Origin of the sequence: Paraburkholderia agricolaris (genome assembly GCF_009455635.1) — a bacterium.
In the GTDB taxonomy this organism is placed as follows: Bacteria; Pseudomonadota; Gammaproteobacteria; order Burkholderiales; family Burkholderiaceae; genus Paraburkholderia; species Paraburkholderia agricolaris.
The window spans coordinates 127,703-142,557 of sequence record NZ_QPER01000001.1 but is presented as its reverse complement, the minus strand read 5'-3'; the positions used below and the strand labels follow the sequence as shown (position 1 = coordinate 142,557).

At 62.2% G+C, this 14,855-nt stretch carries 14 protein-coding genes; 11 read left to right on the top strand and 3 right to left on the bottom strand.

All coding sequences use genetic code 11. The annotated features are described in order from the left end of the window. Positions 1 to 562: 562 nt before the first annotated feature. From dksA to hslU, 3 genes are all read left to right on the top strand, one after another. The gene (gene dksA, locus GH665_RS00600) at positions 563 to 982 is read left to right on the top strand and encodes an RNA polymerase-binding protein DksA (RefSeq protein ID WP_012431412.1); all 420 of its coding nucleotides are present in this window, start codon (positions 563 to 565) and stop codon (positions 980 to 982) included. A 318-nt stretch (positions 983 to 1,300) separates the two neighbouring features. Continuing rightward, positions 1,301 to 1,837 (top strand): ATP-dependent protease subunit HslV, encoded by a 537-nt coding sequence (hslV, locus tag GH665_RS00595; RefSeq protein WP_028197737.1) that lies wholly within the window; start codon positions 1,301 to 1,303, stop codon positions 1,835 to 1,837. Between the two features lie 9 nt (positions 1,838 to 1,846). After that, positions 1,847 to 3,193 (top strand): ATP-dependent protease ATPase subunit HslU, encoded by a 1,347-nt coding sequence (gene hslU, locus GH665_RS00590; protein WP_153134250.1) that lies wholly within the window; start codon positions 1,847 to 1,849, stop codon positions 3,191 to 3,193. 156 nt (positions 3,194 to 3,349) lie between these two features. On the opposite strand, the gene GH665_RS00585 is transcribed toward hslU, so the two are convergent. Both GH665_RS00585 and GH665_RS00580 read right to left on the bottom strand, forming a co-directional pair. Further along, entirely contained in the window at positions 3,350 to 3,892 is a 543-nt protein-coding gene (locus GH665_RS00585; RefSeq protein WP_028197735.1) for a response regulator transcription factor, read from the bottom strand. Further along, positions 3,889 to 5,199 (bottom strand): ATP-binding protein, encoded by a 1,311-nt coding sequence (locus GH665_RS00580; RefSeq protein ID WP_153134249.1) that lies wholly within the window; start codon positions 5,197 to 5,199, stop codon positions 3,889 to 3,891. Before GH665_RS00580 ends, GH665_RS00585 begins: the two co-directional genes overlap by 4 nt. Positions 5,200 to 5,330: 131 nt before the next feature. On the opposite strand from GH665_RS00580, the gene GH665_RS00575 reads away from it, so the two are divergent. Beyond that, a complete protein-coding gene (locus GH665_RS00575; RefSeq protein ID WP_153134247.1) occupies positions 5,331 to 6,968 on the top strand; it encodes a tetratricopeptide repeat protein in 1,638 nt (545 codons plus the stop codon). Positions 6,969 to 7,003: 35 nt separating this feature from the next. Here GH665_RS00575 and GH665_RS00570 read toward each other — a convergent pair whose 3' ends face one another. Next, complete coding sequence (locus tag GH665_RS00570) at positions 7,004 to 7,228, bottom strand: cysteine-rich CWC family protein (RefSeq protein ID WP_153134246.1); 225 nt, start codon at positions 7,226 to 7,228, stop codon at positions 7,004 to 7,006. Positions 7,229 to 7,501: 273 nt separating this feature from the next. Between GH665_RS00570 and argB the strand changes: the two genes are divergently transcribed. The 7 genes from argB (at position 7,502) to GH665_RS00535 (ending at position 14,846) form a co-directional block, all read left to right on the top strand. Next, positions 7,502 to 8,401 carry an acetylglutamate kinase gene (gene argB / locus GH665_RS00565; protein ID WP_028197732.1) on the top strand — a complete coding sequence of 300 codons (900 nt, stop codon included), beginning with the start codon at positions 7,502 to 7,504 and terminating at the stop codon, positions 8,399 to 8,401. Positions 8,402 to 8,613: 212 nt separating this feature from the next. Continuing rightward, a complete protein-coding gene (locus GH665_RS00560) occupies positions 8,614 to 9,417 on the top strand; it encodes a pyrimidine 5'-nucleotidase (RefSeq protein ID WP_153134244.1) in 804 nt (267 codons plus the stop codon). Continuing rightward, positions 9,384 to 10,082 (top strand): nucleoid occlusion factor SlmA, encoded by a 699-nt coding sequence (slmA, locus tag GH665_RS00555; protein WP_153134242.1) that lies wholly within the window; start codon positions 9,384 to 9,386, stop codon positions 10,080 to 10,082. Before GH665_RS00560 ends, slmA begins: the two co-directional genes overlap by 34 nt. 309 nt (positions 10,083 to 10,391) lie before the next feature. Beyond that, the gene (gene metX, locus GH665_RS00550) at positions 10,392 to 11,537 is read left to right on the top strand and encodes a homoserine O-succinyltransferase MetX (RefSeq protein WP_153134241.1); all 1,146 of its coding nucleotides are present in this window, start codon (positions 10,392 to 10,394) and stop codon (positions 11,535 to 11,537) included. Continuing rightward, positions 11,534 to 12,142: a methionine biosynthesis protein MetW gene (metW, locus tag GH665_RS00545; RefSeq protein ID WP_028197728.1), complete on the top strand. Its 609-nt coding sequence runs from the start codon at positions 11,534 to 11,536 to the stop codon at positions 12,140 to 12,142. Before metX ends, metW begins: the two co-directional genes overlap by 4 nt. A gap of 14 nt (positions 12,143 to 12,156) precedes the next feature. Continuing rightward, the gene (locus tag GH665_RS00540; RefSeq protein WP_153134239.1) at positions 12,157 to 13,551 is read left to right on the top strand and encodes an AmpG family muropeptide MFS transporter; all 1,395 of its coding nucleotides are present in this window, start codon (positions 12,157 to 12,159) and stop codon (positions 13,549 to 13,551) included. A 23-nt stretch (positions 13,552 to 13,574) separates the two neighbouring features. Beyond that, positions 13,575 to 14,846, top strand: a complete 1,272-nt coding sequence (locus GH665_RS00535; RefSeq protein ID WP_425496043.1) for a M48 family metallopeptidase — start codon at positions 13,575 to 13,577, stop codon at positions 14,844 to 14,846. Positions 14,847 to 14,855 lie beyond the last annotated feature (9 nt).

The window sequence follows — 14,855 nt, the reverse complement described above, 5'->3', positions numbered from 1 at the left end:
TACGCAGAAAAAAGTGCCCGAAAGCCCGCCGAAATGTCGGCTGTGTGAAAAACACGTGAAAACCCTGCTGTATTAAACCGTGCACGACCATCGCTTTTTGGTCGTGCGCGCGTTATATTTTCGGGATATCAATGCGCCGCCGGGGGATTTTCACCAGTTGCGGTGCTGGATTGTGATTCAGTTACAATACGTGCCCACTGGAGAATGACAACGAATTGCCCGGTCTGCGCGTAGTCCGCGCCGGGCCTGAAACGGCGCCGGAAAACCTTGTCCGGATATCACGCCGACAATGCCGGCTGGCACAGCTGATAAGGCGCGCTGCCGGCAAGCAATGCCTCAGGAGCAATTGAGAAACGGTTTCCAGAGGAGTTCGGCCCCGCATTGGCGTAACGACGCCCGGCGTAACGACGCCCGGCGCGTGGGCGCAAGGCGCCTCGGCGTCACCGACAGTCCACCGTCCGTGCCCGCCCAGCGCTCAGCGTCCCCCGTGGCGCCTTTGCGGGCAATACGAAAGTGCGGGCACTATGTATGAGTTTTGCCTCACATTGAAGAAGCAAGCCAGATGACGACGAAACGACTCTTGACTGAAGCCGAAATCCTGAAGATGAGCGACAAGGATTACATGAATGAGGATCAGCTCGCTTTCTTCAAGAACAAGCTCGAACAGCTGCAAGCGGACATTCTCCGCAATGCCGGCCAGACGACCGAGAACCTGCGCGAAACAGTAATCGTGCCGGATCCGGCCGACCGCGCAACGATCGAGGAAGAGCATGCGCTCGAACTGCGCACGCGCGACCGCGAGCGCAAGCTGCTGAAGAAGGTGCAGCAATCGATCGCGCGCATCGATTCGGGCGATTACGGCTGGTGCGAAGAAACCGGCGAGCCGATTGGCATTCCGCGTCTGCTCGCACGGCCCACGGCCACCCTGTCGCTCGAAGCGCAGGAACGCCGCGAACTGCGCCAGAAGCTGTTCGGCGACTGAACGCCTGCGGCGCGGCTTCGGCTCCGCGCCCTTTTAAGCTGCTTCGTCGAGAGGCGCACGGTGATCTGTGCGCCTTTTTTCTTTTGTGTGCTCCTCCGCACAATTCCCCGCCCTGAATCCCGTGTTTTTGTCTTATGACATTTGCCGGCTCTTGATATGACCGTGCACGCCCTTAAATAGGTCGGACATGCGTTGCACGAGCGCGCGCCAACCGGTTGATCGGTTCAGCGTTGCGCGCCGTCCGCTTCCAGGATTCACAGGATTCGTGCGGTGGTGCTGCGCCACCGCGTCCTACCCGTTTTGCAAAGAGGAACGCATATGGAGCAATTTCACGGCACGACGATCGTCTCCGTACGCCGCGGCGACAAGGTCGCGCTTGGCGGCGACGGTCAGGTCACACTGGGCAACATCGTCATGAAAGGCGGGGCGAAGAAAGTCCGGCGCATCTATAACGGCAAGGTGATGGTTGGCTTCGCCGGCGGCACGGCCGACGCGTTCTCGCTGCTCGACCGCTTCGAAGCGAAGCTGGAAAAACATCAGGGCAATCTGACCCGCGCCGCCGTCGAACTCGCCAAAGACTGGCGCACCGACCGCATGCTGCGCCGCCTCGAAGCGATGCTGATCGCAGCGGATGCCACCACCACCCTCGTCATTACCGGTAACGGCGACGTGCTCGATCCGGAAGGCGGCATCTGCGCGATCGGTTCGGGCGGCGCTTACGCGCAAGCCGCCGCGAAGGCGCTCGTCGACAACACCGAGTTGTCGCCGCGCGAGATCGTGGAGAAGTCGCTGGAGATTGCCGGCGACATGTGCATCTATACGAACCATAACCGCGTCATCGAGACGATCGAGTAAGGACCTACGATGAGCACCATGACCCCTGCCGAGATCGTCTCGGAACTCGACAAGCACATCATCGGCCAAGGCCGTGCGAAGAAAGCGGTTGCCGTGGCGCTGCGCAACCGCTGGCGCCGTCAGCAGGTTGCCGACCCGCTGCGTCAGGAAATCACGCCGAAGAACATCTTGATGATCGGACCGACCGGCGTCGGTAAAACCGAAATCGCGCGGCGTCTGGCGAAACTGGCCGACGCACCGTTCATCAAGATCGAAGCCACCAAATTCACCGAAGTCGGCTATGTAGGCCGCGACGTCGACAGCATCGTGCGCGATCTGATCGAAATCTCGGTCAAACAGACGCGCGAAACGGAAATGCGCAAAGTGCGGACCAAGGCGGAAGATCAGGCCGAAGACCGCATCCTCGACATCCTGTTGCCGAGCGCCCGGCCGGTAGGTTTCGGCGCAAGTTCGAGCGCGACGGATACTGCCGACGAAGGCAGCACCACGCGCCAGACCTTCCGCAAGCGTCTGCGTGAAGGCCTGCTCGACGACAAGGAAATCGAACTCGACGTCGAACAGCCGCAAGTGGGCATGGACATCATGGGGCCGCCGGGCATGGAAGACATGACCGAGCAGATCCGTTCAATGTTCGCGAACATCGGCGGCGGCAAGAAAACGCGCCGCAAGCTGAAAGTGAAGGAAGCGCTCAAAGTCCTCACCGACGAAGAAGCCGGCAAGATGCTCAACGACGAAGAGGTGAAAACCAAGGCGGTGCAGAACGTCGAGCAGAACGGCATTGTGTTTCTCGACGAAATCGACAAGATCGCGTCGCGTAATGAAGCCGGCGGCGGTGAAGTGTCCCGTCAGGGCGTACAGCGCGATCTGTTGCCACTGGTCGAAGGCACCACGATCAATACCAAGTACGGCATGGTGAAGACCGACCACATTCTGTTCATCGCGAGTGGCGCGTTTCATCTGGCCAAGCCGAGCGATCTGATTCCGGAACTGCAGGGCCGCTTCCCGATTCGGGTCGAACTGGATTCGCTGTCAGTGAAAGATTTCGAATCGATTCTGGTGTCGACCGACGCGAGCCTCGTCAAGCAATACCAGGCGCTGCTGGCTACGGAAGACGTGCACCTGGAATTCGCCGACGACGGTATTCGCCGTCTCGCCGAGATCGCGTATTCGGTGAACGAGAAGACCGAAAACATCGGCGCACGCCGTCTGTACACGGTGATCGAAAAGCTGCTCGAGGAAGTGTCGTTCGCGGCCGGCAATCATTCGGGCAAGGCAGTACAGATCGACGCGGCGTATGTGGATCGCGCGCTGAACGAAGTGGCGGAAGACGAGGATCTGTCGCGCTACGTGCTGTAATACCGAAACCGGCGTCGATGTGGACGCCATGTCACAGCCACGCGCCTCGCACGTGATCCGATCATGTGTGAGACGTAAAAAAACGGGCCGTCTTGAAAAAGACGGCCCGTTTTGCTTGATGCTTCACGGCCCACAAGCGCGGGCGGGTCTCAGCGCTTACTGCTTGACCGGCCGCTTTGCCAGTTTGCGTTGCAGCGTTCGACGATGCATGTTGAGCGCACGTGCCGTAGCCGAAATATTGCCGCCGTGTTCCGCGAGCACACGTTGAATATGCTCCCACTCCAGACGAGCGACCGACAGCGGTGTGGGATGCTCGATTGCTTCTTCAGCTTGCAAAGCGCTCGCTTCGCTTTGCAGCGCAGACAGGATCGTCTCGACATTGGCAGGCTTCGCCAGGTAGTTATCGGCGCCGTCTTTCACTGCCTGTACCGCCGTGGCAATGCTCGCATAACCGGTCAGCACCAGCATGCGCGCGTCCGGCTGCAAATCGCGCAACGGCGCGACGAGCGTCAGGCCGGAATCGTTGCCGAGATGCAGATCTACTGTGATCTGGCTGAACTTCTGCTGGTTCGCCAACTTGATCGCTTCATCCGCGTTGTGCGCTTCGGCCACCGTATAACCGCGCCGCGTCAAACCACGGGCGAGGATGCCGGAGAACACTTCATCGTCGTCGATCACCAGAAAATTCATATCGCTCATGCCTGTTTCTCCGTGTTGGATGGCGTAGTGCCTTGACGGCCCGCCCCTGATAACTTGCGCGCGGCAAGCGGCAGTCTCAATACTGCACGCGTGCCACGCGGCTTGATCTCACTGACGTCGGCCAGTTCGATCGATCCCTTCAGACGTGCCGCCGCTGAAAACGCCAGATACAGGCCCACGCCATGTCCACCCTGTGTGCTGTCGACCGGCATCGTGCCGAGCGATCCGCGCAAAGCGGCTGGAATGCCGGGACCGGCGTCGCATACCTCGAATACGATCTGATCCACGCGCTCTGCGAGCTTGCACGACAGCGTGACGTGATCGCGGCTCGCACGCGCGGCGTTGTCGAGCAGAATTGTGAGAATCTGACTGACGGCAACCGTATCGTCAAGACTGACACCCTCGGGCGGCACACCGATCCGCTCGAACTTCACATGCGGATGGCGCAAGCGCCACTGCTCGGCAAACGACTCGAGCCATTCGCCGACCGCTTGCCGGTTGGTCGTTGTCGATGCACGGCTACGCAGCCGCGCAAGCGCAGACGTACAGAGCGTCATTTGCTGTTCAAGCAACTCCAGATCGGCGCTGTACGGCGCGAGGCCTTGATCGGTTCGCGCGGCGTCGCGCAATTCTTCGGACAACATCGCAATTGTAGACAGCGGCGTACCGATTTCGTGCGCGACCGTGGCTGCCTGCACGCCGAGCGCGACGGCACGTTCATCGTGAAGCAAGCGCTGCTGCGCGTCCCCGAGCGCTGCGTCACGTAGTCGCAGAGCGCGTGACATGCGCGCGACGAACCATGCAATCAGGCCAACGCTGACCATGAAGTTCACCCACATGCCGGCGCGATAGTAGTCGAACAGATTCGCCGGATTGTCGAGATTGAGCGGTACGGAATCGAAGCCCAACACTGCGTAGCAGGCTACGGCGAACGCGGCGAGCCACGCCATCAGTTGCCATGGCAACACGGCCGCGGCGATCGCGAGCGATGGCAGGTACAGCGAAACGAATGGGTTGGTAGTACCGCCCGAGAGGAACAGCAGCGCCGACAGCGCGCCGAGATCGACCCAGATCTGGCCGAACAGTTCGAGATTTGACTCGGGCCGCTGTTGCGAAACACGCCACCACGTGAGTCCGTTGAAGATCACTTCGAGGGCGATCACGAGCAGCATGGCGGGCAGCGGCAGGTGCACGCCGAAGAAGATCTGCACGACCGCGATCGTCACCAGTTGGCCGATGATGGCGAGGCTGCGCAGCCAGAACAGATGGCCGAGGTTGACGCGGCCGGTGTTGGTTATACGATGCATGACTTTAGTTTACCTGTTCGGACTCGTCCGACTGACCTCGCGAACTCACGCCGCTAACATGGAATTTTTGCGATAGCGCTGCACGGCCGCCGATCAGTGATCACCGGTTCGTGCACCGCCTCAACCCTTCCATGCTACCTACCTCTGACAGCGCGACGCCCATCTCATCAGCTTTCCTGACTTTTCTGCGACATGCTGCCGCAGCCAGACAAAACGGCACCGCACAAGCAGAGGCCACGTGGCTCGATAGCGCCGCACAGCTTCATCCGCTCGACGATGCATCGATCGCAACGCTCATCGCTACGCTGCTCGAGCAACATCGTCAAAATGACGCGATCGAACTCGCCGCCATTATTGCCCAACTCGATCCCCATCGCGCTCTTGCACACTTCCGTGTCGGCTACGCGCTGCAGATGGCAAACCGGCATGGCGACGCAATCGCCCCCTATCGTCGCGCACTCGCCATCAATCCAGCATTCCCGCAGTTGCGCAACAATCTCGCTGGCGCCCTCGCACTCACGGACGGCGATCTCAACGAGCAACTCGCTCTACTGGAAAGTGCTGTTCATGACGATCCCAACCAGGGCGACGCATGGATCAATCTGACTCAGGCACATCGCGTCAATTTGAATCTGCCGCGCGCACTCGAAGCCGGCGCACGAGCCGTGCAATGCGCGCCGCATAGCCCGCTGGCGCACAACAACTATGCGCTGGCGCTGCGTGAAGCGCAACGCTGGGACGAGGCGGAGCAAGCCGCAAAAACTGCCAGTGCCTTAGCACCCAACAATGCCGCCATGCGCTCCAATCTCGGCATGCTGCAACTCGTGCGCGGCGATTACACGCACGGCTGGCAGTCCCATGAAGCGCGCTGGGATGGCTCGCTTGAATTGGGCGGCCTCCGCCCAGTCATGCCCGCGCCGACCTGGCAGGGTGAGTCGCTCGTCGGCAAAACACTGCTGGTGTGGGGCGAACAAGGCATGGGCGACGTCTTGCAATTCAGCCGCTATATCCCTCTGCTGGCCGCACGTGTTCATCACGAAGGCGGCCGTCTCGTCTGGAATTCATTTCCGCAAATGGGTGCGCTGCTCGCTCGCAGCCTCGGCAATCAGGTGGACGGTTATTCGGCTGGCGGCGGCGTCGACGCTTTGCCGCCGTTCGACTACGAAATTCCGCTGCTCAGCTTGCCTTTGATATTCGGCACAAGCGAAGAGACCATCCCCGCTGAAATTCCGTACTTGCATGCGGACATCGCAGCCAGCAAATCGTGGCAAAAGAGGCTTGGTGAAGAAACGAGACTCAAGGTCGGATTGGTGTGGACCGGCAGCGCCGGCCATCAGCGCAATCCATTCCGGCGAGTTGGCTGGGAGCGCTATGCGGAATATTTCAGCCACATGCAAAACGTGGCGTTCTATTCGCTGCAACCGGGTGCCGACGCAGACGTCGCGGCCGCCCGGGCAGCGGGTCTGCCGATGTCGGACTACAGCGCCGAATTCGCCAACTTCGACGACACGGCGGCGTTTGTCAGCGCGCTCGATCTGGTCATTACGGTTTGCACGTCCGTGGCGCATCTGAGCGGCGCGCTCGGCCAGCGCACCTGGGTCCTGCTGGACGTCAATCCACATTGGGTCTGGTTGCTCGACCGTTCCGACAGCCCCTGGTATCCCGACGCAACGCTCTACCGGCAACCACAGTTCGGCCAGTGGGACCCGGCACTGAAGACCATTGCACGCGATCTTGAGGTGCTCGCGGCCCGGCATCACGCGACATAGATCCGTACAACGCGACTACCAGAGCCGCGCCGCCTTCAAGGCAAACCGGCACCCGGCGCCGGGTGCACGGACCTCGCAAGTTCTGCGGCGAGACATTCAGGGCACAGGCAGCGGCCGGACGGCTCGAGCCGGTCTAACGGCAGAGCCGGCATCTCACGGCACCAGCAGTCGAACGGCACCCCGTGCATGGCGCAATCGAAAGCATGACCGCAGCGCGGACAAAGCGCGCTGCTTTCAGAGCGGGACGCTGACGATTTCATAAGGGCCGGATGATCTCGCTTCAGCCTGGATCAGGAAACACAGGAAATAATGCCACGACTCGCGGCCCCCCGTCAGTTGGCCATTCGGCCAATTCACGGGGCCACCCGAACGGCGGTAAGCTTGCTTGCCGGTCGCAGCTTCAGGCCGTCCGTTGCGCAGTGCGCAAAGCCCGCGCCGCCCGTCACCGGGGACCGTATCGAAAACCCTGTTGCAGCGCGCCAGTCCTGTACAATTCGCCCTGTTTTAACTGTTCCGTGCCAGAGCCTGCCGCCATGTCCGAGCTTCCTGACCTTTCGCAGATCGCGCCCACCCTGAAGGCTGAAATCCTGGCCGAGGCGCTGCCCTACATTCGCCAGTATCACGGTAAGACCGTGGTCATTAAATACGGCGGCAACGCCATGACGGAAGAGCGCCTGAAGCAAGGCTTCGCGCGCGACGTGATTCTGCTGAAGCTGGTCGGTATCAATCCGGTCATCGTGCACGGCGGCGGTCCGCAAATCGACCAGGCGCTGAAGAAAATCGGCAAGCAGGGTACGTTCATTCAGGGCATGCGCGTCACCGACGAAGAGACGATGGAAGTCGTCGAATGGGTGCTCGGCGGCGAAGTGCAGCAGGACATCGTCACGCTGATCAACCACTTCGGCGGCCACGCGGTCGGTCTGACCGGCAAAGACGGCGGCCTGATCCACGCGCGCAAGATGCAGATGCCGGATCGCGACAATCCGGGCCAGTACGTCGATATCGGCCAAGTGGGCGAAGTCGAGGCGATCAATCCCGCAGTCGTGAAAGCGCTGCAGGACGACGCGTTCATTCCGGTGATCTCGCCGATCGGCTTCGGCGAAGACGGCCTGTCATACAACATTAATGCGGATCTGGTTGCGGGCAAACTGGCGGTCGTGCTGAACGCCGAAAAGCTCGTGATCATGACCAACATCCCGGGCGTGATGGATAAGGAAGGCAATCTGCTGACCGATCTGTCGGCACGCGAAATCGACGGCCTGTTCGCAGACGGCACGATCTCCGGCGGCATGCTGCCGAAAATCTCGTCGGCGCTGGATGCGGCGAAGAGTGGCGTGCGTTCGGTGCACATCATCGACGGGCGCATCGAGCACTCGGTGCTGCTGGAAATTCTCACCGAACAGCCGTTCGGCACGATGATCCGCTCGCATTGATTCCTGCCTCAAACCCGGCCCACGCGGTACGCCAGTCAGGCGTGCCGCGTGGGTCGTGCAGTTGCACCGCCGCCGCGCCCAACTGTGACGCACAACGCGCCACCCTCCGGCGCAACGACACGCCTCCCTTTTCTATCGCCCTGCGCGTCGCGAGCCGTCGTCAGCGTTCGCCACGCGAAGCGGCTGCCTGCGCCTGAACGGCGTCCTCCATCATGCGCACCCCCACTTCCCGACGCCGTCGTCCGCACATCGCAGGTGGCAGTCCGGTCTGGCTGTTCGATCTCGACAACACGCTGCATCACGCCTCGCACGCGATCTTCCCGGCGATCAATCAGGGCATGACGCAGTACATCATCGACGCGTTGCAGGTCGACATCGACGAAGCCAACCGCCTACGCACCGGCTACACGCAACGCTACGGCGCGACGCTGCTCGGCCTGGCCCGTCATCATCCGCTCGACCCGAACGATTTTCTGAAAGTCGTCCACACGTTCCCCGATCTCGGTTCGATGATCCGTCACGAACGCGGTGTGGCGCGGCTAGTCGCGGCGCTGCCCGGGCGCAAGATCGTGCTGACCAATGCCCCTGAGGCCTACGCGCGTGCGGTACTGGCGAAACTGCGCATCGAGCGCCTGTTCGAACAGGTGATTGCCATCGAACATATGCGCGATCGCCGCAGCTGGCGCGCCAAACCTGACCATGCGATGCTGCGTAAGGCGATGCGCGACGCGCACGTCTCGCTCAAAGACGTGATCCTCGTGGAAGACACGCGTTCGCATCTGAAGAACTACCGGCAACTCGGCATCCGCACGGTGTGGATCACCGGTCATCTGCCGCGCAAACCGCACGCGGACGGCATCCCGACGCGTCTGCCGGGCACCGGCCGGCCGCACTATGTCGACCGATGCATTCGTTCGTTAAAATCGCTAAGACTGGGCACCCGCTCGGTTCGATTGAAGGGACAGCAGACGGGACGACAGCCATGCAGCCGATCGACAAGCCTGACGAAGCCGTAGCCGAAGACGAACCCACCCAGCCGGCCGCCCCGCGCGCGCCGCGCCTGAAGCCGGGCGAGCGCCGCGTGCACATCCTGCAGACGCTTGCCGCGATGCTGGAGGCACCGAAGAGCGAAAAGATCACCACAGCGGCCCTCGCCGCCCGGCTCGGCGTCTCGGAGGCCGCGCTGTACCGCCATTTCGCCAGCAAAGCGCAAATGTTCGAAGGACTTATCGAGTTCATCGAGCAAACCATCTTCGGCCTGATCAACCAGATCGCCGACAAGGAAAACAACGGCGTGCTGCAGGCCCGCGCGATTGCGCTGATGTTGCTCAACTTCCCTGCGAAGAATCCCGGCATGACACGCGTGTTGACCTGCGAAGCGCTGGTCGGCGAACACGAACGGCTGACCGAGCGGGTCAATCAGATGCTGGAACGGGTCGAGGCGTCGTTGAAGCAGTGTTTGCGCGTGGCCCAACTGGAAGCGAACGCAAGCGCAGCTGAAAACGCAAGCCCGAACGCCAATGCGCAGGCGGCCCCGCTGCCGCCAGGCTACGATCCGGCGATCCGGGCGAGCCTGCTGCTGAGCTACATCATCGGCCGCTGGCATCGCTATGTGCGCAGTGGCTTTGCGCGGCAGCCCGCCGAACACGCCGATGCGCAACTGCTGCTGATTCTTCAGTAGTCCGCGCGGTACGCGAACTCACAGCGGCGCCCGCGACGCTGCCGCACGGAATTTTCCGCTATACTTTGCGCCTGACCGCGGCTCGCCGAAGTACCCGAGACCTCTGTCCAGAGCACCTTGAACACCTGAACACGTAGTATCACGCGCCGATTTGCTGACTCGATTGCGGGCGCGCGAACTGCCGGGAACGTCTTTCCCGCGGTTCACTATAAATGCGGCTAAAGAGGTCGTCAGCTGCGCACATCGTTTTTCCTCCGTGCCTCGCCGACGCCAATCTAGCCGCCCTGTATCTGTTAAATGGCGGGATGAATGGAATCGATCGGTATCGTCGCTCCCCAAAAAATGCATTTCACCGAGCCGCTGCTCATGCAGAACGGCAGCTCGCTGGCCGGTTACGACCTGATGGTCGAGACCTACGGCACGCTCAACGCCGCGCGCAGCAATGCCGTGCTGGTGTGCCACGCGCTCAACGCGTCGCACCACGTGGCGGGCGTGTACGCGGACAATCCGAAGGACATCGGCTGGTGGGACAACATGGTCGGCCCGGGCAAGCCGCTCGACACCAACAGATTCTTCGTGATCGGCGTGAACAACCTGGGCTCGTGCTTCGGCTCGACCGGGCCGATGAGCATCGATCCGGCCACCGGCAATCCGTACGGCGCGACTTTCCCCGTCGTGACGGTGGAAGATTGGGTGAACGCCCAGGCGCGCGTCGCCGATGAATTCGGCATCGCGCGCTTCGCGGCGGTGATGGGCGGCAGCCTCGGCGGCATGCAGGCGCTCGCGTGGAGCATGATGTATCCGGAACGCGTGGGCCATTGCATCGTCGTGGCGTCCACTCCGAAGCTGTCCGCGCAAAACATCGCGTTCAACGAAGTGGCGCGCTCGGCGATCCTCTCGGACCCCGACTTCCATGGCGGCAACTACTACGCGCACAACGTGAAACCGAAGCGCGGCTTGCGCGTCGCGCGCATGATCGGCCACATCACGTATTTGTCGGACGACGACATGGCCGAGAAATTCGGCCGTTCGCTGCGTCGCGCGGAAGGCGCGGTGGACGCGTACAACTTCAACTTCGACGTCGAGTTCGAAGTGGAGTCGTACCTGCGCTATCAGGGCGACAAATTCGCCGATTACTTCGATGCGAACACCTACTTGCTGATCACCCGCGCGCTCGACTATTTCGATCCGGCCAAAGCCTTCGACGGCGACTTAACCGCCGCCGTCGCGCACACCACCGCGAAATACCTGATCGCCAGTTTCTCGACCGACTGGCGTTTCGCGCCGGCCCGCTCGCGCGAACTGGTGAAGGCACTGCTCGACCACAAGCGCACCGTGACCTACGCGGAAATCGACGCCCCACACGGCCACGACGCCTTCCTGCTAGACGACGCGCGCTATCACAACCTGATGCGCGCCTACTACGAACGCATTGCAAACGAGGTGAACGCATGAACCAGCGAGCACTCGATTATCTGGCGTTGCGCCCGGACTTCCGCGCAATCGCCCGCTGGGTCGAACCGCGCGCCACCGTGCTCGATCTGGGTTGCGGCGACGGCTCCTTGCTGTCGCTCCTGACCGAAGAACTGGACGTGCAGGGCTACGGCATCGAAATCAACGACGCCGGGGTGCTGGCGTCGACGCAAAACGGCGTCAACGTGATCCAGCAGAATCTGGAAGACGGCTTGCGCCTGTTCGAAGATCGCAGCTTCGATTTCGCGGTTTTGTCGCAAACGCTGCAAACCATCCATCAAACGGCTGCGATCCTGCGCGAGACGGTCCGGGTGGGCAAGGAGTGCATCGTCTCGTTCCCGAATTTCGGTTACTGGGCGCACCGGCTGTCGGTGCTGAAAGGCCGCATGCCGGTATCGAAGTCGCTGCCTTACCAGTGGCACAACACGCCGAACGTGCGAGTGCTGACAATCAAGGATTTCGAGGCGCTTGCGCCGGAAGTCGGCATCGAGATTCTCGACCGCGTGGTGCTTCACGACGGCCAGGTGGTGCGATGGGGGGTGAACTGGCGTGGTAGTCTTGCGGTCTATCGCGTCAAGAAAAGCTAACACCACTTATCCACATGTCGAACCCGCCGCACGAGGCGCCTGCACTTACCGCTCACGAAGAACATCCCGGCTGGCGCGCGTTTCTGAATACGCGCATGCTGATCTGCGTCTTTCTCGGCTTTACGTCGGGACTGCCGCTGTTCACGCTCGTCTATCTGGTGCAGGCCTGGCTACGCTCTGAAGGCGTCAATCTGAAGGAAATCGGCCTGTTTGCGCTGATCCAGTTCCCGTACACCTGGAAATTCGTCTGGGCGCCGCTGATGGACCGCTACGTGCCGCGTTTGCCGGGCTGGCGTCCGGGCAGACGGCGCGGCTGGATGCTGGTCACGCAGATTCTGGTCGCGGGCGCGATTGCGACGCTAGGTTTCGTGTCGCCGCGCGACTCGATCTGGACGGTGGCGGCCTTGACCGCGCTGGTCGCGTTCTTCGGCGCGAGCCAGGATATCTCGATCGACGCCTACCGGCGCGAATTGCTGAGCGACACCCAGCAGGGTCTTGGCAATGCGGTGCACGTGAACGCGTACAAGATCGCCGCGCTGGTGCCGGGTTCGCTGGCGCTGATTTTGTCCGACCATCTGCCGTGGACCACCGTTTTCATTGTCACCGCTGCATTCATGCTGCCGGGCATGGTTATGACGCTGGTAGTGCGCGAGCCCGAAGTGCACGGCACGCCGCCGAAGAATCTGCGCGACGCGATCATCGAGCCATTCCACGAGTTCATTCAACGCGACGGCTGGCGCGGTGCGCTGTTCGTGCTCGGCTTCATCTTTCTTTATAAGCTCGGCGACACGATGGCGACCACGCTGTCCACGTCGTTCTTTCTCGACATCGGCTATTCGCGCACGCAGATCGGCGTGATCGCCAAGACCACCGCGTTCGGCGCGAGTCTGGCGGGCGGGATTGTCGGCGGAATCTGGCTGATGAAAATCGGCATCGGCCGCGGGCTGTGGATCTTCGGCATCCTGCAGATGGTGTCCACGCTCGGCTTTGCATGGCTTGCGCATCTTGGTCCGGCGTCGCCGGGTCTTGCCGTGATCTATGACATCGCTGTCTGGCTGAGCCAGGGTACGTCGAAGCTGCTCGCGCTAGTCGGCATCGACTGGACAGTGCAGCTCGATCCGCGCTCGGTCGCGCTGGCGCTGGTCTACGGTCTCGAAACCTTCGCGACGGGTCTGACGATGGCGGCCTTCACCGCTTACATTGCCAGCACCACCGACCCGCGCTACACCGCCACGCAGTTCGCGCTCTTTACGAGCCTGGCTTCGGTGCCACGCACGTTGGCATCGGCGGCAAGCGGCTATGTGGTCGCGCGGATCGGCTGGTTCGACTACTTCATCGTGTGTACCGCGCTGGCGCTGCCCGGCATGCTGCTTCTGCTGCGTATCGCTCCGTGGAGAACCCGGTCGTGACGGTGCTTCAGTCAAAGCGCGTCGTGCGCCCGGAATCGGATGCCTCGGGAATTGCTTCGCCCAAGCCTGGCCACGCGCTGCTGCGCGCGGCGTTGGCGCTGGGTTGCGCGACGAGCCTCACAGTCGGTGCACCGTTGAACGCCTACGCCACCGCCACGACGGCGGCCGGCACCAGCGCGCCGTCGCCAACGTCGTCGCCTACGCCGGCACCCGCGGCGACGCCAGCGGCAAAGGCCGCAGTGGGCACGGCAGGCCCCGAAAACGCGACATCGACGGCACCCAGCGCGAACAGCGCTACAAACGCCGGCAGCACGCCCGCAGCCACCACGCCGCCAGCTTCCACGCAGCAGCCTACCGCACCGGTTACGGCAAGGACGCCCGCGGCGACCTCGACACCGGCCACTGCCGCGAAGGCACCCGCTCCCACGTCAGCGCCCGCCGCGACCTCCAGCGTTCCCACGCCGCCGACATACAGCGCGCCGAACACACAGTTGCGCTATGGCGGCTACCTCGTGTTTCGCAACCTGATCCCGTCGCCGATGCTCGAGGCGCAAGCCGCTCAGGAGTTCAACGAGATCGTCTACGGCGCCGAGCACGCGAACAGTCTGTACGGTGACACCGACGCCCACGTCACACGGGTGCGTTCGATCATCGACAAAATGATTCCCTACTCGCTGAAATGGAACGAGCGGGCAAAGAACTGGAAGTGGGATCTGGCGGTAGTACGCTCGCCCGATATCCGCATGTACTGCCTGCCGGGCGGCAAGATCGTTGTGTACAGCGGCCTGCTCGATCGCGTGCGTCTGAACGACAACGAACTTGGCATGCTGATCGGTCACGAGATCGCCCACGCGCTGCGCGAGCATGCGCGCGAGCGGCTCGGTGAACTGCAGGCCAGCCAGCTCGACTCATCCGGTACGATCCCGCAGCTATTCGGGCTCGCCGATCTGGGCGCGGCGCCGCTCGGCATCGGTTCGCGCCTGCTGGAGATGAAGTACGAGAGCACCGACGAAACCGAGGCCGACGTGATCGGTAGCGATATTGCCTCGCGCGCCGGTTTCGATCCGCGCGCCGCGGTCACGCTATGGGACAAGCTGGCCACGGCAACGCGCAGCAACCGCGATCAGGGCTTTATCTACGTGCATCCGTACACACCGGCGCGGCGCCAGGACATCATCAAGCGCTTGCCGGATATGCTGCCGCTCTATGCGAAGGCAATCGGCAAGAGCGTCGATGCACTGCCGGACTATGCCGGCATGGGCCGCCCGCGCCGCAAACCCATCAGTAGCGAGTGAGGCGTGCAA